This is a genomic window from Halorhodospira abdelmalekii, assembly GCF_016583625.1.
In the GTDB taxonomy this organism is placed as follows: domain Bacteria; phylum Pseudomonadota; class Gammaproteobacteria; order Nitrococcales; family Halorhodospiraceae; genus Halorhodospira; species Halorhodospira abdelmalekii.
Window position 1 is genome coordinate 1 of the sequence record NZ_NRRN01000024.1, and the last position, 22,800, is coordinate 22,800.

The 22,800-nt window shown below is 64.2% G+C and carries 16 protein-coding genes and 1 pseudogene; 10 read left to right on the top strand and 7 right to left on the bottom strand.

Annotated elements, in window-relative coordinates; translation table 11 throughout:
• From CKO15_RS07380 to CKO15_RS07395, 4 genes are all read left to right on the top strand, one after another.
• Positions 1–1,831, top strand: a 1,831-nt coding sequence (locus CKO15_RS07380) for an ExeM/NucH family extracellular endonuclease (RefSeq protein ID WP_338036018.1), incomplete at its 5' end; no start/stop codon positions are given.
• Positions 1,832–1,939: 108 nt separating this feature from the next.
• Positions 1,940–3,631 (top strand): GTPase, encoded by a 1,692-nt coding sequence (locus tag CKO15_RS07385; protein ID WP_200194109.1) that lies wholly within the window; start codon positions 1,940–1,942, stop codon positions 3,629–3,631.
• Positions 3,632–3,756: 125 nt separating this feature from the next.
• Positions 3,757–5,475 (top strand): GTPase, encoded by a 1,719-nt coding sequence (locus tag CKO15_RS07390; protein ID WP_200194122.1) that lies wholly within the window; start codon positions 3,757–3,759, stop codon positions 5,473–5,475.
• Between the two features lie 201 nt (positions 5,476–5,676).
• Positions 5,677–6,054, top strand: coding sequence for an ectoine synthase (locus tag CKO15_RS07395; protein ID WP_200194129.1), 378 nt, complete (start codon positions 5,677–5,679; stop codon positions 6,052–6,054).
• A gap of 52 nt (positions 6,055–6,106) precedes the next feature.
• Here the strand turns inward: CKO15_RS07395 and epmB are convergent, their stop codons facing one another.
• The 7 genes from epmB to CKO15_RS07430 all read right to left on the bottom strand — a co-directional run bounded on the left by epmB (position 6,107) and on the right by CKO15_RS07430 (position 13,638).
• Complete coding sequence (epmB, locus tag CKO15_RS07400) at positions 6,107–7,177, bottom strand: EF-P beta-lysylation protein EpmB (RefSeq protein ID WP_200194143.1); 1,071 nt, start codon at positions 7,175–7,177, stop codon at positions 6,107–6,109.
• A 102-nt stretch (positions 7,178–7,279) separates the two neighbouring features.
• Positions 7,280–7,903 (bottom strand): cytochrome b/b6 domain-containing protein, encoded by a 624-nt coding sequence (locus CKO15_RS07405; protein WP_200194149.1) that lies wholly within the window; start codon positions 7,901–7,903, stop codon positions 7,280–7,282.
• Entirely contained in the window at positions 7,900–9,621 is a 1,722-nt protein-coding gene (locus CKO15_RS07410) for a tetrathionate reductase family octaheme c-type cytochrome (protein WP_200194162.1), read from the bottom strand. The genes CKO15_RS07405 and CKO15_RS07410 overlap by 4 nt, the downstream gene beginning before the upstream one ends.
• A 270-nt stretch (positions 9,622–9,891) precedes the next feature.
• Entirely contained in the window at positions 9,892–12,705 is a 2,814-nt protein-coding gene (locus CKO15_RS07415) for an ATP-binding protein (RefSeq protein ID WP_200194169.1), read from the bottom strand.
• A 4-nt stretch (positions 12,706–12,709) separates the two neighbouring features.
• Complete coding sequence (locus tag CKO15_RS07420) at positions 12,710–12,937, bottom strand: hypothetical protein (protein ID WP_200194174.1); 228 nt, start codon at positions 12,935–12,937, stop codon at positions 12,710–12,712.
• 18 nt (positions 12,938–12,955) lie between these two features.
• On the bottom strand, positions 12,956–13,324 hold the full coding sequence (locus CKO15_RS07425; protein WP_200194179.1) for a response regulator transcription factor: 369 nt from the start codon (positions 13,322–13,324) through the stop codon (positions 12,956–12,958).
• Positions 13,321–13,638: a hypothetical protein gene (locus tag CKO15_RS07430; RefSeq protein ID WP_200194185.1), complete on the bottom strand. Its 318-nt coding sequence runs from the start codon at positions 13,636–13,638 to the stop codon at positions 13,321–13,323. Before CKO15_RS07430 ends, CKO15_RS07425 begins: the two co-directional genes overlap by 4 nt.
• Positions 13,639–13,823: 185 nt before the next feature.
• On the opposite strand from CKO15_RS07430, the gene CKO15_RS07435 reads away from it, so the two are divergent.
• The 6 genes and pseudogenes from CKO15_RS07435 (at position 13,824) to nifD (ending at position 22,800) form a co-directional block, all read left to right on the top strand.
• Positions 13,824–15,980, top strand: a complete 2,157-nt coding sequence (locus CKO15_RS07435) for a 3'-5' exonuclease (RefSeq protein ID WP_200194198.1) — start codon at positions 13,824–13,826, stop codon at positions 15,978–15,980.
• A gap of 4 nt (positions 15,981–15,984) precedes the next feature.
• Positions 15,985–17,538 (top strand): putative nucleotidyltransferase substrate binding domain-containing protein, encoded by a 1,554-nt coding sequence (locus tag CKO15_RS07440; protein WP_242464636.1) that lies wholly within the window; start codon positions 15,985–15,987, stop codon positions 17,536–17,538.
• Positions 17,539–17,899: 361 nt separating this feature from the next.
• Positions 17,900–18,148: pseudogene (locus tag CKO15_RS14100) on the top strand (DUF4212 domain-containing protein); the annotation flags it as partial.
• An 18-nt stretch (positions 18,149–18,166) separates the two neighbouring features.
• A complete protein-coding gene (locus tag CKO15_RS07450; RefSeq protein WP_200194225.1) occupies positions 18,167–19,963 on the top strand; it encodes a sodium:solute symporter family protein in 1,797 nt (598 codons plus the stop codon).
• 465 nt (positions 19,964–20,428) lie between these two features.
• A complete protein-coding gene (gene nifH, locus CKO15_RS07455; protein ID WP_200194231.1) occupies positions 20,429–21,304 on the top strand; it encodes a nitrogenase iron protein in 876 nt (291 codons plus the stop codon).
• Positions 21,305–21,348: 44 nt separating this feature from the next.
• Positions 21,349–22,800 (top strand): nitrogenase molybdenum-iron protein alpha chain, encoded by a 1,452-nt coding sequence (gene nifD, locus CKO15_RS07460; protein WP_200194238.1) that lies wholly within the window; start codon positions 21,349–21,351, stop codon positions 22,798–22,800.

A 22,800-nucleotide genomic window follows, 5' to 3' on the forward strand; every position in this document is an offset into this window, starting at 1 on the left:
GTATTGGGTGGGTCATCGGTTGGGACATAAGGTAGCCGGCACGCTGCTGTTCCTGATCGGCGGCGTGTTGCTGTTGTCGCTGTCGCAGCCGCCGTCCGCGATCGCCGCAGAGCCAACGCCGGTCCATGAGATTGCCGGGCAGGGGGCAGCGGCTGCGCGCTTGCCCCGGCAAGGGACCGAAGTGAGCGTCGAGGGGGTCGTTACGGCGGTTTTTTTTGGGTCTCAGGACGGCGCCGATCGAGAGGGGGCGCAGGGGCGTGAGCGCAGCGACGGGCGCGCCAACGCCGGCAGCCGCGATCGCGGACTGAACGGCTTTTTTATCCAGGGCCGCGAGCGCGCCCCGGACGGTAAGCCCTCCGGCCTCTTTGTCTACGCCCCGCAGCTGAGTGAGGCGCAGCGGGCACGTCTTGAGCCGGGGCGTCTTGTTACCCTGCAGGGGCAAGTCGGACGTTTTCGCGGCCGTCCCCAACTCGAATGGATCGAAGCGCTCGAGGTCGGTGCGGAACACCCGATCGATACCTACACGCTGCAGTGGCCGGCGGCGCAGCCGGAGCGCTACGAGGGGGTCCACGTCCAGGTCGAGCCGGCGCACGGCTCGCACTTCGTGGTCAGTGGCACCTATCAGCTAGCGACCCACGGCACCTTGAAGCTGACCCCGCAGCGGCGCGCCTTTCGCCCGACCAACTTCTGGCCGCAGAGCGGCCCGGCCGATCCCGCCCTTGCCGACGCCCGGCTGCTGCTCGACGACGGCAGCTACGCCTGGGGTCCCGATCCAATTCCCTACCTCGATGAAGAGGGTACGCGACGCGTCGGCAGCGGTGTGGAGCCGCTGACCGGCGTGCTGACCTACGCCTTTGAGCAGTGGCGGCTGCATCCGACCGCATCACCGCAGTTTACGCCGCGCAATCCGCGCCCCGAGGCGTTGCCGGAGCCGGCCTCGGAGGCGGTGCGCATCGCCGCCTTCAACGTCGAGAACTACTTTTTGACCCTAGGGCAGCGGGGCGCCGACTCGGCCGCAGCGCTCTCCCGGCAGCGCGCTAAACTCCTCGCCGCGGCCGAGATGTTGAAGGCCGATCTGCTGGTGCTGGTGGAGATGGAGAACGACCCAGCGGCCCCCGAGGACTTTATCGCCCACCTAGCGCGTGCAACCGAGCAGCCGTGGCGGCTGGTGCGCGGGGGCGAGAGCGGCAGCGATGCGATCAAGGTGGCGATGGCCTATCGCAGCGATCGCCTTGAGCTGTTAGCCGAGCCGGTCCGCGATGCCCGCCCGGTACACCACCGACCGCCGCTGCTCGCCTGGTTCCGCCCGCGCGACGGTGGGCCGCCCTTCGGTGTGGCTGGGATCCACTTCAAGGCGAAGGTCGGCTGCCCCGAGCGCGGCGATATCGATCGCGGTCAAGGCTGCTGGAATCTCCGTCGCACCGAGCAGGCCGAAGCGCTCGCCGAGTTCATCGCACAGTGGCGTGAGCGCGGTGCGGTCGCTGGCCCGGTCTTGATCACCGGCGATCTGAACGCCTACGGCGCCGAGGATCCGGTGCGCGCGCTGCGTGCCGCCGGCAAGATCGATCTGGTGGCCGCGCATGTGGCTTGGCCGCAGCGCTATACCTACGTCTTTCGCGGCGAGTCGGGCTATCTCGATCACGCCCTGGCACCGCAGCGCCTCGCCGAGCAGGTCTGCGCCGTCCATTTGCTGCCGATCAACGCCGATGAGCCGCGCTTTCTCGAGTTCGACGATGGTGGGCCGCAGGGGCGGCACCTCAATCAGAACGCCTTTCGCTCCTCCGATCACGACCCGCTCGCGGTCGACCTCTGCCTGAGCGCGGAGCGGTGAGGCTGACGGTGCCCGGAACGGTGAAGCGGACGGTGCACGGGGCGGAGAAGCGGAGGGTCGGCTTCGCGGCAGTGAGCCGAGAGGTCAACAAGGAGGCCATTTCCCTGTATGGTACGCGCCATGGATCATGACGCCCTCGCTCGTGCCCTCGCTGGCCTACCGCAGCAGCTCGCCGCCCTCGATGGGGTGGTGGCGCGGCAGCGTGAGGCGGCGTGGTTGGTGTATCGCGACGAGCTTAACCGCCGCGTTGCCGGTTTGATCGGGCGCTTAGAGCGCGCCGATGAGCCGCTTTTGGTGGTGCTCGCCGGCGGCACTGGGGCCGGCAAGTCGACCCTGGCGAATACCTTAGCCGGTGCGGCGGTGGCGGTGACCAGTGCCCGCCGGCCGACGACCTCGCAGCCGACGGCCATCGGTCGCAGCGCCGATCTCGAAGCGGTGCTGCGCCGTGGGGTGTTGGCCGAGCGAAAGGGCGAGGCGGCGTTCCCCGTGCAGGCGGCGCCGGTCGAAGAGATCCCGGCCGGATTGGTGCTCGTCGATGCCCCCGATGTCGATAGCGTCGAGACCGCCAACCGCGACACCGCTGAGCGCCTGTTAGAGGTCGCCGACGTCTGGCTGTGGTTGGCGACGGCCCGTACCTACGCCGATGAGGCCGGTATGGTCTACCTGCGCCGCGCCGCACGCCTCGATGCCGCTACGGTCGTGGTGGTGACGCAGATCAGCGCCGCCGAGGCCGAAGAGATCGTCCCCGATCTCGAAGATAAGCTGCATGAGGCCGGCCACCGGCAGCTCGAAATCCACGTCATCCCGCGGGTCGAGCCGCACCATCAGCAACTGCCGGCAACGGCGGTTGCCGGTTTGCTCGAGCGGATCCGCGGTCTTGCCCCGCTTGAGCAGCGGACCGCACTGCGCTGGCAGACCGTCTGCGGCGGTGTACGGGCGCTTCCCGGTGAGCTCGATGAGCTGCTGACGGCGCTGGCCGACGATCAGGCGCGGGTGCAGCAGCTCGACGAGACGCTTGAGCAGGTCTACGGCGCGGTGCCTGAGCGGCTGCTCGAGCAGCTGCAGGAGGCCGCCCCGCTGCGCCAAGAGGTGTTGCGCCGCTGGAGCGAATTGGTCGGCGAGGGCTGGCTGCAGCGCCAGCTCAGCAGTGCCGCCGAGTTCTTTCCGCGCCGCCTCTTCGCTCGCTTGCCGCTCTTTGGCCGCCGCGGCGAGACGCTGCGCGAGGAGGCGACGGCGCACGCCCGACAGAGTGTTGCGGAGCTCATCGCGCAGGTGCTGGAGCAGGCGGCGAGCGAGAGCGAGGCGCGCTGGCGGGAGTTGCCCGGCGGGCGGGCGGTGCTCGATGCGCTCGGCTCGCCCCGCAGCGCCGGCGAGGTGGCGCAAGCGGATGCTGCCGAGGCGCTGGTGGCCGCCTGGGAGCAGCAGGTCGCTGAGCACGTGGCGACGATCGGGCAGCGCAAGTTGAGCCGCGCGCGGCGGGCGACGACGGGGATCAACGCGACGGTGACGAGTGCCGCCGTGGTCCTCTTTACGTTAAGTGGTGGACTGACGCTGGGGGAGGTGGCCTTGACGGCGGCCGGTTCGACGACCACGCATACGGTCTTATCGCGCATCCTTGGCGAGCGCAACGTCAATCAGTTGATCGTTGATATCCGCGAAGATCTGCGCACGCGGGTCGCCGAGCAGGCGGCGCACGATGCAGCGCGCTATCAGCAGCGCTTGCAAGCGGCAGCGCCGAGCGCGGAGCAGTCCGCGGCGCTGCGCGCTTACCGCGATCGACTCGGTGAGCTGGCGTCATGACGGGGGCGGGTGGCGTGCAGTTGGCAAGCGTCACTGTGCTGGCCTCCGGCGGGTCTGGAGGGCCTAGTGGGTCAGGAGGGAGTGGTGGAGGTGCGCGGGGTGCTGGGGCGACCGCGCCTGTGCGCATGGTGAGCCCCACGCATCGTCTCCCGGAGCTGGCCGATCTCGAGACGCTGGCGGTCCTCGGCGAGGGGCGGCTTGAGACGGCCCACCTAGAGCAGCTGCACGCGCTGCTGGAGCGGGCCGAGCAGCGTTTGGCCCGTTCGCAAGCGCACACCGTGATCGCCTTAGCCGGGGGGACCGGCAGCGGCAAGTCGTCGTTGCTCAACGCGCTGCTGGGTGAGACGTGCTCTAAGCCCGGGGTGCGGCGGCCGACGACCGATCACGCCGTTGCCGTCGTCATCGGCGATGAGCAGTCGGTCGAGACGGCTCAACCGCTACTCGATTGGCTGCAGGTCTTCGACCGTCATGCGCTGCCGGCCGCCGGTCTCCGCGCCGATTTAGAGGGGGCGATCTTTCTCGATCTGCCCGATATCGACTCCCTAGTCACTGCTCACTGGGAGAGCGCCGATCGGCTGATCGATCGCTGCGATCTGCTGCTCTGGGTCTTCGATCCGCTGAAGTACGCCCACGCCGTAGCCCACCGCGACTACTTCGTGCAGCTGGCCCACCACGCCGAGATCCTGCTGGTGGCACTCAACCACGCCGATCAACTCGCTGTCGCCGATCAACAGACGTGTCAGGCGCACTTGCAGCAGCTGCTCACCGAGCACGGCCTCGGTGCAGCACAGCTGCGACTGACCTCAGCGGCCGATGGCCTCGGCATCGCACCGCTGCGTGATGCGCTCGCCCGCGAGGTCGCGAGTCGACAAGCGCCGCTGCAGCGGCTGACCGCCGACATCACCAGCGTGCGCGAGCAGATCGCCGCGACGCTGCCGGCGGCCGAAGACCTGTTCCTCGATGAAGAGGCCGTTGTCAGTGCGGCGCGGCAGGCGGTCGGGCTCCACGATCTGCTTGCGAGTGCCGCTGAGCGCTATCAGCAGCTCGGTCAGACGGCGGTGCGCTCGCCGACGCTGCGCCTGCTCGGCCGTGGGCTGCAGCGCACTTGGCAACGGCTGTGGCCGGGTCGCTCGGCGCAGCAGCACAGCGCCACGGCGGCAGCGGCCGATGGCCTGGGCAGTAGTCAAGGCGATCAGCAGACGCGAGGCGCGGGTGCGCAGCGCAGCGCTCAGGCTCCGGCCGCTGGGGCCAGTGGATCAGCGCGGCGTGCCCACGTTCAGAGTGGCGCTGCCCCCGCTGCCCCACGCGTCGCCGAGGCGCCGTTGCAGTGGGGGCTAAGTGAGGCGATCGACGCGACTGCACAGCGGCTACCGGGCCCGGCAGCACAGCGGCTGCGCCGGGTCGCCCGACAGTCGGCCGATCCGCTGGCCCGAGCGCTGCGCCGAAGTTTGGCCGAACTGCCGATCACGCCGCGTCCGCGCGGGTGGTGGCGGGGGCTCTCAGCGCTGCGTGCGCTGGCGGAAGGGGCCGCACTGCTCGGTCTGGGTTGGCTCATCGCCCGCTCTATCGGCGAGTGGCTGGTGCTGCCGCCGCTGCCGGTGCCGATGGTGGCTGGTGAACTCGGTTGGCCGCCGGTGTTGCTCTTCGGCGGCATCACCCTGAGCATGGTGCTCGGCTGGGCGGCGCGCCCGGGCTTGCGACGCGGAGGGCGGCGCCATCAGCTGCGCATCGAGCGCGAATTAAAGGTGCAGCTGCAGCGGGCCAGTGCCGAGGGGTTGCTGCTGCTGCAAGAGGAGCTTGAGCAGTGCCAGCGGTTGGCCCGACAGGTCGAGCACTCTCGGTGACCGGACCGGGTTGTCGTCGAGCGCTTTTCCCGGGAACGCCGACGTCCTCGTCGGCAGGTACAAGAAGAATGCCGGCGGGGACGCCGGCGCTCCCAGGAGGTGGCCGCTGCCCTCCGTTCCGTGGCGGGCTTGTGGACCAAGGAGTGATCAAGGCCAATCAAGGCCACAGACAGCCAAAGACATTACGCAAGCGAGGTCGATATGATTGTACGTCATCTACATGAAATCAAAGGTTCTGAGCGCGAAGTCGAGACCGATCAGTTCATCAGCCGGCGCTTTATCCTAAAGAGCGACGGCATGGGCTTTTCCTTCCACGAGACGATCATCAAGGCCGGCACCGATATGTTTATCTGGTACGCCAACCACTTTGAGTCGGTCTACTGTATTGAGGGTAAGGGCGAGATCGAGGTCGTCGGCGGTGAGACCTACCCCATCGAGCCGGGGATGCTTTACGGCCTCGATGGCCACGAGAAGCACTATCTGCGCGCCGAGCAGGATCTGCGGCTGATGTGCGTCTTCAACCCGCCGCTGACCGGGCGTGAGGTCCACGATGAGCACGGGACGTACCCGATTCTTTAGGCTGAATCCTTAGGATCAGGTGGCGCCGCAATGGAGGAGCGTTACCCAGAGGTTAGACTGGCGGGGTAATCGCCAGCACGCGCTTGGCGGTTGCGCCTGGCTCCTCACGGGCAAGCCGTGGCACTAGGTAGCCGGGCAGGCGGGCAGCGAGGGCGCCGGCTAGTGCCTGGGCGCGTCTCTCCTCGACCTGAAAGTGGGCGGCGCCGATGATCGGGTCGAGGAGGTGAAGGTAGTAGGGGAGGGCGCCGCAGGTGAAGAGCCGTTCGGAGAGCTCGGTTAAGCTCTCGACATCGTCGTTGACGTCGTGCAGGAGCACCGCCTGATTGAGCAGTACGGCGCTGACGCTGCGCAGCTCGCTGAGGGCGTCGGCAACCTCGCTGTCGATCTCGCGGGCGTGGTTGGTGTGCACCACCGTGACGATCTGCAGCCGGCTGTTTGCAAGTTGCGCGAGCAGTGGTGGCGTGACCCGCTGCGGCAGGGCGATCGGCACCCGGGTGTGGAGGCGCAGCCGTTCGATCGAGGCGATCGCCTCAAGGCCGCTGAGCAGGTCGGCGAAGCGGGCATCATCAAGCAGCAACGGATCACCGCCGCTGAGGATGATCTCAGCCGGTACGGGGCGGCCTGCAGCCTCAAGGCCATGTAGTTCGGTGAGCGCTCGGCGCCACGATCCGCTCTCGTGGTAGGGGTAGCAGCGACGGAAGCAGTAACGACAGTGGATGGCGCAGGCGCCGGTTGTGAGGAGCAGGGCGCGATTGTGGTACTTATGCAGCAGCGCATTCGGCTGCCGTGGCCGTCTGCTGTGGTGGGAGCCGCGGTGAGCGGCCGGATGTTCGGCGAGGGGGTCGGCGACGAACCCCGGTGGCTGCGGCAGCGACTCTGCAACGCTCGGCCAGATTTGGCGCAGCAGTGGGTCGTGCGGGTTGCCCGGTTCGATCCGCCGCAAGTAGGGCTCCGGCACCCGCAGTGGGAAGGCACGCTGGGCCTCACCGCTCCCGGCCAGCCAATCATCCGGCAGTTCTAGGCGTGAGGCCAACTCCGCCGGATCGCGCAGGCTGCTGCGGAGCAGCGTGCGCCACTCCGGTTCCGTAGCGTCACTCGCCGCAGAACCCACGTCCGCTCTCACACTCGACCCTACGCTCACTCTCACGCGCAAGCGACCACAGGGACGAGTCGCCCAGTATTGATCCCAGTATTGATCCCAGGATTGAACTCACCCCCCCCGGAGTTAGCTTCGATTCTTCTCACCCTCATAGCGCTCGTTGCTATAGCCGGTCACCATCGAACGCAGATAGGCGTACCACGGCGTACCGGTGGTCGAGGCAAGATAGATGTGGATGATCAAAAAGACCAGCAGGGCGAGCGCTGCGGCGACGTGGACCGCTGCCGGAGCGGAGAGTGGCAGCCACTGGTTGATCCAGGTATCGCGCCATAGGTTATAGGTGAGCAGGAGCAGACCCGAGAGCCACAGTGCTGGGGCGATCGCCGCCTTAAAGGCGAAGTAGGCGAGGCGCTGCAACGGGTTGTGTTTGCTCGCGGCGGTCTTGGCAGAGGGCTTCGACTCGCCGGAGAAGATCCCGTAGGCGTAGTAGGCGAGCATCGGCAATAGCCCGGTGCCGGTCGGCATATAGTTGCGCCACTCACCGGTGGTGACGTGCCAGAAGATCGCGAAGGCCCAGAGCGCGATCAGCAGCCCCGCCAACACGATGTGGGTGTTGAAGGCGTACTCGAAGCCGAGCAGCTGATAGAGCCCGTTCATCTCCAGCCCGCTGAGCAGCAGCCCGAAGATGAGCGCGCTCTGGGCCCAGTGCCAGAAGATCTCGAAGGGTGAAAAGATGCGTGCTTGTTTCACGACGTCTCCCTTCCCGAGGTGCCCGAGGTCCCCGATGACTGATTCGCCGAGCCTGTCGAGCCCGAGGGGTTGGCCTCTGCCGCGCGCTCGCCGGTAGTCGTTGCAGCCGCTGCCCGCCGTCGGTAGAGCAGGTAGCGGATGGCGCCGTGGCCAAGCACCGCGATCAGGGCGATGAGAACCGCTGACCAGCCGATCTGTTCTATCCGCGGATGGCGATCGTGGCCCGGCACATAGAGGCCCGGTAGCCCAGCCATGCGTCCGTCACGTTCGTGGCACGCCTGACAGGCCAAGCTCTCATCGGCCGGGGCGACCATGTGGGCGACCGGCCAGTGCATCAGGCTGTCGACGAAGCCGTACTCGCCGCTAAAATCGGCCTCGGTCTGACCGATCTTTTGCGCCTCCTGCATGCCGGCGGTCAAGGCGCGTGGCCAGTCGTAGCCGCGCCAGTAGGCGTCGTCATCGCTGCCGAAGAGCTTGGCGGTTAACAGCGTGTTGTGCTCCTTATCGTAAGGTTGCCGGCCCTTAAGCGTGGTGAAGGGCCAGATCTGCGCGCGTGGCTGATCAGGGCCGCCCTGCGGCTCGTTGATCATCACCACGTCGTCCGGGTCGATCTCGTCGGTCAGCAGGGTGTAGCGCATATTGCCGTCAAACCAGCGATACTCCGGGGCGTAGTCCTCGCGCCAGGCGAAGCGCCCCTTCATGCCGTCGTAGACGATCCGCCCATCCTCCTTTTCGATCAGCGGGCGGCCCTCATCATCCATGCGGCCGGACTCGGACCAGTCCCAGAGTGTCTTGGTCGCCCGGCCGCCGCGGGCCACTTCGGGGATGTGGCACGTCTCGCAAGCGATAAAGTCGCTGTGCTGGTTGAGTCGGTCGTGGAGCAGCTGATCGTGCGGGCGGCGTCCGTGACACGCGACACAGGCCGGTTTGTGCGCCGGATCGGCGGCCACCGGACGTTCATCTTCGGGGAGTGTGAGCTGATAGCGACTACCGAGCTGGATATGGCCAGTAAACTCGTGACAGGTCGCGCAGGTAAAGCCGGCGCCGTCGGCCGCCATGTGGACATCGAGCGAGCGCGGTGGATCGATCAGCGAGCTATCGAGATCGCCGTGCTTGACGGCATCGCCGCCGCCGCCCTCGAAGTGGCAGGAGCCGCACGTCTCGATGCTGCTCGGGCCGATATTTTGGGCGACTTCGGCCAGATCGGGGGCCTTGAAGAGGGTGCCGCGGAACTCGGTGTCCTCGTAGGGTGGATGGCCAGCGCCGGTTGGAAACTTGACATAGGTGCCGGTGGTGTCGTGACAGACGAGGCAGTCGACACGCTCCTCGGCGCTGAAGTCGAACTCGGCGTCCTCCCAGCCGTAGCCGGTGTGGCACTCACTGCAGCGCTGGTAGTTGCCGGCGATACCGAAGCAGAGGTTATTGATGACATGGCGCTTACCGAGCACTTGTCCCGTCTCGCGCTGCTCCAGCTCGTAGTGCCAGTGGATACTGGAGTGGATCTGCTTAGCGGCTTCGGTGTGGCACTCCAGACACGCTTCGGTCACTTCGGTGGCGTCGGCAAAGGGTCCGGAGAGCTGCTCGAAGCGGCTGTGATCGGCGGTCGAGGCCAGCCGCGGTGATGGCTGTAGCGGGCTGTTTGCCAGTGCCAGTGCGGGCGCTGCCAAACTGAGGGTGAGCCCCAGCGCGCCGAGTAGCCAGCGCGGATTGATGCGCATGCCGATTTACGCTCCAACGGTCGATACCCCCCTTTCTCGAAGCTGCCAGCCCCCTCCGCCGCTGCAGTGTGCTGCGGAGAGGGGCTAGCGCAATCTGTTTACGCAATCGGGCAGGCGGCGCAACACTGCGCGCAGGCACCATGCGCGAAATCAATTAAGGGAGGTAAAAAAACATAAGAAATTACATATCCAGCGAGCCTATAGACCCCTCCGCTGCGCTGTCAACAGTGAGATCGGCCTCTGTAACCTTGTTGTCATCTCGTTTTAATGTTAACGCGCCGCTCCGCTGCCGCTAAGACGAGCGGCGTTGCGCTCGGCAAAGTCGACGAAGCCGGTCAGGGTGGAGTGCTCGCCGCCGGCGCGCGGCAGCTCACAGGAGAAGGTCGCCCCGGCGCCCGGCTCGCTCTCGACCCAGATACGCCCCCAGTGTGCATCGGTGATCAGGCGGCAGATGGCTAACCCCAGGCCGCTGCCCTTCGGCTTGCCGGCCTGCAGATCGGAGACTTGGTGGAATTTATCGAAGATCCGCTGCTGATCCTCCGCACTGATGCCGGGGCCGTTGTCGGTGACCGCAAGCCGGACGGTGTCGCCGTGGCCGTCGCCAACCCGCAGCTCGATCTCGCCGTAGTCGGGCTCGGTAAATTTCGAGGCGTTGGAGAGCAGATTAATCACCAGCTGCATCAGTCGGTCGGGGTCGCCCTTAACGGCTGTCTGCTCGCTCTCGATCACCACCTCGAGCCGAGTGTTGCGGTCAGTGAAGAGTTGCTGTGTGGCCTCGGCCGCCTCGCGGGCCAAACGCCCGAGGTCGACCTCCTCCAGCTGCCACTCTGACGATCCACTCTCGATCTTTGATAGATCAAGCACTTGGTTGATGAGTCGGGTCAGTCGCTCGCTCTCGCGGACCACCACCTCGAGGAATTCGCGCCGCTGCCCGGTGTCCATCTCCGGGTTATTGAGCAGGATCTCGCCGAAGGCGCGGATCGAGGTCAGCGGCGTGCGCAGCTCGTGGCTCACCATCGAGACGAACTCATCTTTGAGCTGGTCGACCTCTTTAAGGCGCTCGTTGGCATCGCGTAGCTCGCGGGTTGCCTTCTCCAGTTGCCACGACTTCTGCTCCAAACGGCGCGAATACTCGATCGCTCGCGAAGTGGCATCAAGGATCTCCATTACCCCTTCATACGAGAGCGCTTCGCCTTTGACGATTGAGGAGACCATTACGCGCGCCGAGGCGGCACCGATCGAGCCGGCTAGCAGCCGCTCGATGTGGTGGACGAGCTCGGGGTGGGCCTGTTCGGTCTCGCTGAGGCGCCGTCCGCGGTACTCGCCGTGCTCATGCACAATGGCACTCGCCCGCTCGTAGCCGAGAAAGCGGGCGAGCAGGTTTTGCAGGTCGCCGACCGTGGCACTCCCTTGCCAAAAGCGCGCATCGCGCTCGGAGCGCAGAAAGACATCGACGAAGAGCGCCGCCTGAATACGTTCGATGTCGGTCTGCTGCGGGCGCAGCAGGGAGAGCCCGATGAGCAGCGAGAGGTTCACCAGCATCGACCAGAAGAAGGCGTGTGCGATGGGGTCGAAGTCGCCGAGGCCGAACAAGGCGTGCGGATGGAGCCACTCGATACCGAAGGGGCCGTCTGCAAGCAGCACCAACCCGAAATGGCCCAGGACTCCGGCCTCAGCGAGCGACGGCAGCAGCAGCGTATAGAGCCAAATCAGAAAGCCGCCGCAAAGACCGGCGAGGGCCCCGCGCCGACACGCTCCCTTCCAGAAGAGCCCCAGCAGCACCGGCGGGGCGAACTGCGCCACGGCGACGAAGGCAATCAAACCGATCGAGACGAGGGCGAAGAGATCGGCGATCAGGAGGTAGTAGAGGTAGCCGAGCGCCAAGATGGCGCAGATGACAACGCGACGGATGGTGACGACCAAACGCGCTAGATCGCCGCGCTGCTCGCTGCTAAAGCGGCGCAGGCGCAGCAGCGCCGGGACGACGATGTCGTTGCTGATCATGATGGCGACGGCGATCGTTGCGACGATGGCCATCCCGGTCGCGGCCGAAAAGCCGCCGATGTAGACCAGCAGGCCGAGTGCGTTTTGATCGTGCGCCAGCGGCAGCGCTAAGACGTAGGTATCCGCCGGGACCCAATCGCCGAAGTAGATCATGCCGGCTAGGGCGATCGGCAGCACAAAGAGGTTGATCACGAGCAGATAGAGCGGGAAGAGCCACGAGGCGGTGCGGATGTGCGCCTCGTCGACGTTCTCGACCACACTGACTTGCCACTGCCGGGGGAGAAAGAGGATCGCCAGGGCGGAGAGGGCCAGCATCGCGATCCACGAGCCGTAGCCGCCGGGTAACGAGGTCAGCAGTTCGAGTTCCTGGATGCGCGGGTCGGCGGCTGCTTGCCGAAAGAGCTCGAAGGGGCCAGAGAACAAGATAAAGGTGACAAAGATGCCGATGGCCAAAAAGGCGACCAGCTTAACGATCGACTCGAAGGCCACAGCGACAACCATCCCCTCGAGGCGTTCGGTGGCATCGATATGGCGGGTGCCGAAGAGGATCGTAAAGAGAGCGAGCAGAACGACGACGTAGAGGGCCTTATCCTCCAGCAGCCACCAGCCGCTGCCATCGAGTTGCGTCTGGGGAAAATTCAGCAGGACATCGAAGCTAGAGGAGACCGCCTGCAACTGCAGAGCAATGTAGGGCGTCGTGCCGAACAGGGCGATGATCGCTGCAAGCGCACCGAGTTGCATGCTCTTGCCGTAGCGCGCGGCGATAAAGTCGGCGACCGAGGTCAGTCGATAGAGCTTGCTGATGCGCACGATCTTACGCAGGACGACCCACCACAGGAGCGCCATCAAAGTCGGGCCGAGGTAGATGGTAAGGAAGGCTAGACCCGACTCGGTCGCTAGGCCAACGCTGCCGTAAAAGGTCCAGGCGGTGCAGTAGACCGCAATCGATAGCGTATAGACGTAGGGGTTGTTGACTAGGGAGTGGCCGCGATCGCCGAGCTTATCGGCGGTATAGGCGATCGCAAAGAGCAGCGCGACGTAGAGCGAGGAGGCCAGGACCACAACCCACGGCGCTAACACGGACCTAGCCTCTTGACTCAGGCGGGGCGGTGGGGCCGCGCTGACGGCTGCGCCGGCGCTGCAGCAGGGCCACGACGCCGATCAGCCCGCCCCAGACCGTGAATAAGTAGCAAAAGAGCACCGGCAGGCCAAAGAGGTGACCGTCGACGGCAAAGAGATCGAGCAGCGGGTAGTTGAGCAGCACGGCACCGAGCACCGCCAGGGCCAGCAGCCGCTCGCCGGTGCCGCTCACTGCCAGCGCCCCCGCGGACTACTCCCCGAGGTGGCGGCGCACCACATCGACGACCTCTTGGGTGGCGAAGGGCTTGGTGATGTAGTCATCGGCTCCCATTGCTAAGCCCTTTTCGCGCTCGACCTCGCGCCCCTTGGCCGTGAGCATGATCACCGGCAGATGGGACCACTCCGGGGTTTGGCGAATCTGTTGGCAGACTTCGTAGCCGTCACGGCGCGGCATCATGACATCGAGCAGGACGAGATCGGGCAGGTGCTCGCGCAGGGCTGCCAGTGCCTGCTCGCCGTCCTCTGCGGTGCGTACCGTGTAGCCGCTCTGACGCATCAAAAACTGCAACGAGAGGACGATGTTCGCCTCATCGTCGACGATCAGGATCTCCCGGCTCATTTAGAAGTTCCTCGCTGCTGTTGATTTCGCTCCCGCAGCATGACGACCACCAAGCGGATGTTGTAGGCGAGTCCGGTAGCCAGCGTCATCCCCGCCAGGCCGATGAAGCTGTGCATCATCCACAGCTCGCCGGTGAAGTAGGCCCCCCAGAGCAGCGCGAGACTGACGACGCCCAACGGTACGCCGAGCCACATGATCCGCCGCAGCCAAAGATCTTCGGGCAGCCGGCTCCGCCCGTTGCCGTTGTTAGCGTTACCGTTATTCGGGTCGCCGCTGCGCCGGTCCTCGGCATGAGAGTCGTTGGATTTTCTCACGGAACCTCCAAAATGATCATTCCAGCCTGCATAATAGGCAGCCGACAGGGCGGAGTTCAACGCGACAAATTGAAAAAACTGTTTCGATAAGAGAAGCAAATAATAACGATAAGCGCCTGGGCGGGGTGGGCAAGTCTCTTGTCGCCCGCAGCGGAGCCCAGCGGTGCGATAGCGGGAGGAGATCGATGCAGACGAGGACGTTTGTCAGCGTGCTCTGTTTCACGGTCACGCTGGTGCTAGTCAGCATCGTCTGGGTGGCGATCTACGGCGTTGCACCGCTCGCCGGCGACGAGCCGGACAATCGTGCGGCTCTGGCTACTGCCGCGGTGCTGGCGGTCAGTGTGACTCTGGCCCTGGCGTGGTTTGCCCTCGAGCGCTACGTGATGCGCCCGCAGCGGCGCTTGGCACGCGGAGCGCGGGCGGTGGCCGAGTCGCAGCGCAGCGGCGGACAAGAGCTGAACGTGCGCGGTGGGCACGCCTTAGGCGACTTGATCGAGGCGGTGCAGACGCTCGGTGAGGCGCTTTTGCGCAGCCGCGGTGAGGTCGCAGCGGCGACCCAGTCGGCGACCGCCGAGCTCGATGAGCAGAAGGCGTGGCTGGAGACGATCCTACAGGGGCTCAGCGAGGGGGTGCTGGTCTGCAATCGGCAGCACCGGCTGCTGCTCTACAACCGGGCCGCGCTCCAGATTCTCGGCCATCCGGATACGGTCGGCCTCGGCCGCCCGGTGCTGGAGTTGGTCTCGGGGGCGGCGCTGCGGCACACCTTGATGCGCTTGGAGCATCGCTACGAGAGCGGCGTCAGTGCGCCGGGCGATCTCTCTGCGCCCTTTGTCTGCAGTCGCGCCAACGCGCAAGGTCTCTTCCACGGCCGAATGGCCCTGATCGGTGACGGTCGCGGGCAGATCAGCGGCTATCTGGTTACTCTCGAAGATATCTCCAAACGCTCGGAGCGCATGGCGCAGCGCGAAGCCGTCTACCGCGCCCTGAGTCGCGAGCTGCGCGGCGTCGTCGGCAACTTGCGGGCGGCTGCCGAGGCGGTCGCCGGCCACCCCGATATGAGCCGCGAGGAGCGTGCCGCCTTCGATCAGGTCTTGCGTGATGAGAGCGCCCGTCTAAGTACGCGCATCGATGAGCTGGCCGATCGCTTAGCCCCAGTCGACGGCGGCAGTTGGCCGTTGGCCGATGTCTACTTAGCCGACTTGGTCCGCTGTCTTGAGGAGCGGCTGGCTGCGGGTCAGCCTGAGCTGCATGTGCGCCTGGTTGGTCAGCCGTTGTGGCTCTATGGCGATAGCTTGACCCTGCTGCAAGTCCTTGAGCACCTGATTCGGCGCGTACATGAACAGACCGGGGTAGTTGACTTTGTAATTGAGGCGCTGCTCGGCGATCGCTACGTCTACGTCGATCTGCGTTGGCCGGGGGAGGTGGTGGCAGCACAGCAGCTCAACGCCTGGTTGGAGGAGCCGCTCTACTGTAGCGAGGAGACGGTAACCGGGCAGCGGCTCGCCGATGCCTTAGAGCGCCACGGCTGTGAGCCGTGGAGCCACGCTGCGCAGCGTGACGGCGAGGCGCTGCTGCGCTTGCCGCTGCCGGCCCCAGAGCGGCCGCAGTTCCACGCCGCCGACACTCCGCCGTTGCCGGCGCGTCCCGAGTTTTACGACTTTAAGCTTCTGCATGAGCCGGCTGCCGACGAGGCGTTGGCGCAGCGACCGTTGAGTCAGTTGCGTTGTGTCGTCTTCGACTGTGAGATGACCGGCCTGCAGCCCGATGCCGGCGATGAGATCATCTCCATCGCCGGGGTGCGGGTGGTGAATGGCCGGGTGCTGACCGGCGAGAACTTTAACCGCCTGATTGACCCGCAGCGGCCCATTCCCGCAAGCTCGGTGCGTTTTCACGGGTTGACCGATGAAGATGTGCAAGGACAGCCGACCGCCGATCAAGTCTTGCCGGAGTTTCATCAATTTGTTGGCGATAGTGTCTTGATCGCGCACAATGCAGCCTTCGATATGAAGTTTCTCGCCGCGAAGGAGGGTGCGACCGGGGTGCGTTTCGATAATCCCGTGCTCGATACGCTGCTGCTCTCGGCGCTGCTCGATGGCGAGGAGGAGGATCACTCGTTGGATACCCTGTGCCAGCGTTACGCGCTGACGGTGTCGGGTCGGCACACTGCGCTCGGTGACACCTTGGCCACGGCAGAGCTCTTCGTGCGACTGATCGAACGACTCGAGGCGCGTGGTTATCGGACCTTCGGTGAGGTGACTAAAGCCTCGCGGATGGCGGCGGAGTTGCGTCACCGAGCGGCGGTCGTCGGCGCTCAGGGGACGAATGAGCACGGTTTTTCCTAAACTTATGAGTGAAAAAAAACACCAAGAGGCACCCGCGGCCGTGGATGCCGAGTCAATGGCCGACGCGGCCGAATTCGATCTTGCCGAAGGTGGCGAGGCGGGGGATCTGCAGCGCTGGGGCGGTGATACCTCGCTCGATGTCCCGATCGGCGAGCACCTGAGGCACGAACCGGTCACTTGCTTGGCCGATGCAACGATCCGCTCCGCACTGCAGGCGATGGATCAGGAGCGCATCGGCAGCATCGTGGTGGTCGATGAGCGCTTTGCTCCGGTTGGGGTCTTTACCCACAACGACTTGCTGCGCCGGGTGGCGCTGCCCGAGGTCGACCTGGAGACTTCAATCGCCTCCGTTATGACACCTGATCCGGTCGGCATGGGTCCGAGTGCCTTCGCCTTCGAGGCGGCGATGCTGATGGCGGCCCACGGTATTCACCATATCTGTGTGGTCGAGGATGGGGTGCTGCGTGGCGTGGTCTCGGAGCGAGATCTCTTCTCGTTGCAGCGGGTTGGGCTGGTCAATCTGACCCGGACCATCCGACGCGCGCGCTCCCTTGCCGCCCTGACTCCGCTGCAAGAGGATATCCGCGGGTTGGTGGGGCAGATGATCGCGCAAGGGGTCAAGGTGGCGCAGATCCTACAGATCATCACCCTGCTCAACGACCACATCGTCGAACAGGTCATCGCGCTCTGTCTGGAGGAGGCCGACGAAGCAGAAGCGTTGGCCGGAATTCGCTTTACTTGGATCGCCTTCGGCAGTGAGGGGCGCCGCGAGCAGACCCTGCGTACCGATCAAGACAACGGCATCCTTTTTGAAGTGCCGGAGGGTATGAGTGCCGATGAGGTGCGCGCTCTGCTGCTGCCGATGGCGCGGCGGATCAATCAGGCGCTGGCCGACTGCGGCTATCTGCTCTGTCCGGGCAACATCATGGCGGGCAACCCGGAGTGCTGTTTGAGTTTCAGCGAGTGGCAGCAGCGGTTTCTCCGCTGGATCGATCAAGGCACCCCGGAGCACTTGCTCAACGCTGCGATCTTCTTCGATTTCCGCGCCATCAGCGGCCCCGAGGCCGGGGTTGAGGCGCTGCGCGAGTGGTTGCTCCAGCGCACCGCGCAGAACAGCCGGTTCCGCCGCCAGATGGCCGCTAATGCGCTGCGCAATCGGCCGCCGCTCGGCTGGCTGCGCGATTTTGTGACGCAGAGTTGGCGCGGTGGCCGCAACACCCTCGATCTCAAGCTCAATGGGGTGACCCCCTTTACCGATGCAGCACGCATCTTCGCGGTGGCCTACGGCTTGAGCGGCACGAATACCTTGGAGCGGTTGGAGCAGGCGGTTCGGGCGGGGCGATTAGACGCAGGGGAGGTCGAGGCCTGGCGCATCGCCTACGAGTACATTCAGAATATGAGAATTCGCAAACAGCATGAGCAGATCCTCGCCGGTAGCGAGCCGGACAACCGGGTCTCGCCGGATGGTTTTAATGAGCTCGATCGCCGGATCCTCAAGGAGGTCTTTCGCGAGACGCGCAAGCTACAGAGCAAGCTGGCCAGCGACTATCAGCTTTAGCTTATTGGTTGAATAACGTTTTGCCCAGTTGTCGGCGGTAGCATCAATCGGCACAGTAGCAGCGCCCGACCGGGTGCAGCAGCCGGACCGCGGACGGGGAGGCTCAAGAGGCTCAAAAGGCCGGATGGAGGCAACGAAGAGAACGATAAGCGGAGGGAGCCGCCGGTGTTGAATTTGCCTAATTCTTGTCTGAGGAGGAAAACAGATGTCTGATCATCACCAGAGTCAGGAGGGCCACGGGAGCCAGGATGCGTCCCCAGGCACCCCGCCGCAGCATGGAGGGGCGACGGGCTCGCAGCACCAACAGGGAGCCGCCGGCTCGCCTGCTCCGGGTCCAGCCCCGGATGACTTTAGCGAGAGCGCACGTCGGGAGTATTGGAAGAAGAACCTGACGGTCATCGGGGTCTGCATGGGGATCTGGGCCTTCGTTTCGCTGGGACTGGGTGTCCTCTTGGGGCCAACGCTCAATGAACTCGGCTCGATCGGCGGTTACCCCCTGGGCTTCTTCTTCGCCCAGCAAGGGTCGATCTACGTCTTCCTGGCGTTGATCTTCTTCTACGCCTGGTACATGAACCGCCTCGATCGCCAATTTGGCGTCGAAGAAGATTGATCGGGAGGAAGCCGTATTATGGATGGACAACAGATTATGAACCTCAGCGTGGTAGGTCTGACCTTCGCGCTGTATATCGGTATCGCCATCTGGGCTCGCACCGGGAGCACCTCGGAGTTCTACGTCGCCGGTAAGGGCGTGCACCCGGTCGCCAATGGTATGGCGACCGCGGCCGACTGGATGTCGGCTGCAAGCTTCATCTCGATGGCCGGTTTGATCGCCTTTTTGGGCTACTCGGGTGGTGCCTACTTGATGGGGTGGACCGGCGGCTACGTGCTGATGGCCCTGCTGCTGGCGCCTTACTTGCGTAAGTTTGGCAAGTTTACGGTGCCCGAGTTCATCGGCGATCGCTTCTACTCGAAGACGGCACGGGTAGTCGCCGTGGTGTCGCTGTTGGTGATCTCTATTACCTACGTCATCGGGCAGATGCGCGGCGTCGGGATCGCCTTCTCGAACATCCTCGAGGTGCCGCTGGAGGTCGGTCTGATCTCCGGTATGGCGGTGGTCTTCATCTACTGCGTCTTCGGCGGGATGAAGGGCATCACCTACACCCAGATCGCCCAGTACGTAGTGATGATCTTCGCCTACACGGTGCCGGCGATCTTTATCTCTTTGACCATCACCGGGATTCCGATTCCGCAGTTCGGCCTGGGTGGCAGCATCGACGTCGCCGGGGAGTCGATCCACCTGATCCAAGCACTCGATAAGACGCTCGTCGAGATCGGTTTTGCCCCGTACAGTGAGTTGGCGAACATGAGCATGCTGAATATGTTCATGCTGACCCTGTCGCTGATGATCGGTACCGCTGGTCTGCCGCACGTCATCGTTCGCTTCTTTACCGTGCCGCGGATGCGTGATGCGCGCCGCTCTGCGGGTTGGGCGCTCGTCTTCATCGCCATCCTCTACACCACCGCACCGGCGGTCGGTGCCATGGCGACCTGGAATCTGCTCAATACCGTCATCGACGATCCGACCGAGATCTGGGATAACCGCGAGCGCCTGGCAGAGCCGGATGCGTGGATGGCGTACGATGAGCAGCCGGGCTGGATGGCGCACTGGGGGCAGACGGGCCTGCTCGGTCTGAACGACCACAATGAAGATGGCCATCTGCAGTACTACAACCCCAACGATGAGGAGATGGCAGCCTTTGCCGAAGAGCACGGCTGGCAGGGCTCGGAGCTCACCGTTGACCGTGACATCATCGTGCTCGCCAACCCGCAGATTGCCGGTCTGCACCCGATCGTTGTCGCCTTGGTGGCGGCCGGTGGTATCGCAGCGGCCCTCTCGACCGCGGCAGGCTTGCTGCTGGCGATCTCTTCGGCGATCTCCCACGACCTGCTCAAGGGCGTGATGATGCCGCGGATCAGCGAGAAGCAGGAGATGTTGGCCGCACGGCTCAGTATGGCAGCAGCCATCCTGCTTGCCGGTTACCTTGGCTTGAATCCACCCGGATTCGCAGCGGAGGTGGTCGCGCTGGCGTTCGGTTTGGCGGCCGCAAGCCTCTTCCCGACGCTGATGATGGGTGTCTTCATGCGTAGGATGAACAAGGAGGGTGCGATCGCCGGTATGCTCGCCGGTCTGCTGAGCACGCTGCTCTACATCTTCATCTATAAGGGCTTCTTCTTCTTCCCGGAGACTGCGCTCTTCCCGGATCAGGAAGCCTACTGGCTCTTCGGCCTGAATCCGACGAGCTTTGGTGCGGTCGGCGCGGTGTTTAACTTTATCGTCGCCTACATCGTCATGAAGCTCACGGCGCCGCCGCCGAAGGAGATCAGGGAGCTCGTTGAGAGCATCCGCACGCCGAAGGCCGGCTAAACGGACCCGGTCTAGCTCGGTGTAATGTCGAGCGGTGTGTGATGTTGTAGCTGAGTGGGCAGGCCCTGCGGGGCCTGTCCCTCTTTTGGTTGTCTCTCTCTCTTTGGTTTCACCCCTCCTCTACGACATCTCTCTCCTAATCGCTGTCGCCTTCCCGACACGCAGCCCCGATTTGTTGCAGTGCCGCCTAAACGGGGTCATCACTGGGGCGTTTCTACTCCGATGTCTGCTTCCCGACACCTGATGGAGACCTGATCAGGCGGTCGATGGGCCTGCGCGCCGCCCGCAGACGATCCCGAACACCTCTCGCATTTTTCTTTATCTTTTTGATTGTTAATGAAAAGATTTCTTTTTTGGGGTTTTGAAAGGAGTGAGCCCAAGAGGGTTGGCATGTCCATTGCAAGCATAGACGGCGAGGGCCTATGCAGGCGAACCAATCCGACTACCTCAGTGGAGGCAACACACATGAGACAGGCAGCGATCTACGGTAAAGGCGGTATCGGTAAATCGACCACCACGCAGAACCTCGTCGCCGGACTGGCCGAGATGGGCAAGAAGATCATGATTGTCGGCTGCGATCCGAAGGCCGATTCCACCCGGTTGATTCTCCATGCGAAGTCGCAGAGCACGGTGATGCACTTGGCCGCCGAGGCCGGTAGCGTCGAGGACTTGGAGCTTGAGGACGTCATGCAGGTCGGCTACGGCGATGTCCGCTGCGTCGAGTCGGGCGGCCCGGAGCCGGGGGTCGGCTGTGCCGGACGCGGCGTCATCACCGCGATCAACTTCCTTGAGGAGGAGGGGGCGTACGAAGAGGAGCTCGACTACGTCTTCTACGACGTCCTCGGCGACGTCGTCTGCGGCGGTTTCGCGATGCCGATTCGTGAGAACAAGGCACAAGAGATCTACATCGTCGTCTCGGGCGAGATGATGGCGATGTACGCCGCCAACAACATCTCTAAGGGCATTGTGAAGTACGCCAGCTCCGGTTCGGTGCGGTTGGCTGGCCTGATCTGTAACTCGCGTAATACTGACCGCGAGGATGAGTTGATCATCGCGCTAGCCGAACGTCTCGGCACCCAGATGGTCGGGTTTATCCCGCGCGATAACGTCGTGCAGCACGCCGAGATTCGGCGCATGACGGTCATCGAGTACAACCCAAGTTGCAAACAGGCCGATGTCTATCGAAAGCTCGCACGCAATATCGACGAAAACAAGATGATGGTGGTGCCGACTCCGCTTGAGATGGACGATCTCGAAGATCTCCTGATGGAGTTCGGGATCCTTGAGGATGTGGATGAGAGCATCGTCGGGAAGAAGGCGGACGAGAGCGCATCGGCGTAAGCCGCTGCAACGATGAGCGGCAGAGAGAGAAGGAGAGCCGATCCATGTCGAGTATGAACCGAGCGGAGTCCGAGGCCCTGATCGAAGAGGTCCTTGAGGTCTATCCGGAGCAGGCACGCGCCGACCGGGCCAAGCACCTTACGGTCAACGACCCGAGCCTGGAGGATGCCAGCAAGTGTATGACCTCCAACCGCAAATCGCAGCCCGGGGTGATGACTCAGCGTGGCTGCGCCTACGCCGGCTCGCGCGGGGTGGTGTGGGGGCCGGTCAAGGATATGATCCACCTGTCACACGGCCCGGTCGGCTGTGGGCAGTACTCCCGCGCCGGGCGACGCAACTACTACGCCGGCGTGAGTGGCGCCGACTCCTTTTGCACGATGAATTTTACCTCCGATTTCCAGGAGAAAGACGTCGTCTTCGGCGGCGATAAAAAGCTGCAAAAGATCGTCGACGAGATTGAGATGCTCTTTCCGCTGAATAAGGGCACAACGGTGCAGTCGGAGTGTCCCATCGGACTGATCGGCGACGATATCGGGGCGGTCGCGCGCGATGCGAGTGCGCGCGTCGGTAAGGCGGTGCTCGCGGTCAGTTGCGAGGGCTTTCGCGGGGTGTCGCAGTCGCTGGGTCACCACATCGCTAACGACGTCATTCGCGACCACGTCCTAACTAAACGCTACGACGAAAAGCCCGAGGCGGGGCCGTACGATGTCGCCATCATCGGTGACTACAACATCGGCGGCGATCTTTGGTCGTCGCGCATCCTGCTCGAAGAGATGGGGCTGAATGTCGTCGCCCAGTGGTCGGGTGACGGCACCTTGGCCGAGATGGAGGAGACGCCGCGGGTGCAGCTCAATCTGCTGCACTGCTACCGCTCCATGAACTACATCAGCGAGTTTATGGAGGAGAAGTTCGGGATTCCTTACATGGAGTACAACTTCTTCGGGCCAACCAAGATCGACGAGAGTCTGCGGGCGATCGCAGCGCGCTTCGACGCCACCATCCAGGAGAAGGCCGAGCAAGTGATCGCCAAGTATCGGCCGATCATGGATCAGGTGATCGCGAAGTATCGCCCCCGCCTGGAGGGTAAGCGGGTGATGCTCTACGTCGGTGGCCTGCGCCCGCGTCACGTCATCGGGGCGTATGAGGATCTGGGCATGGAGGTCATCGGTGCGGGCTACGAGTTTGCCCACAACGACGACTACGACCGCACCTTCAAAGAGCTCGGCGACGGCGCGCTCATCTACGACGATGCCACCGCCTATGAACTCGAGACGTTTGCCAAGCGCTTGAAACCGGACCTGATCGGGGGTGGTGTCAAGGAGAAGTACGTCTTCCAGAAGATGGGGATCCCGTTGCGGCAGATGCACTCCTGGGACTACTCCGGGCCGTATCACGGGTACGACGGCTTTGCCATCTTTGCCCGCGATATGGATATGGCCTTGAACAATCCGTGCTGGGGTGCGCTCACCCCGCCCTGGAAGCGCGCTCAAGCGTAA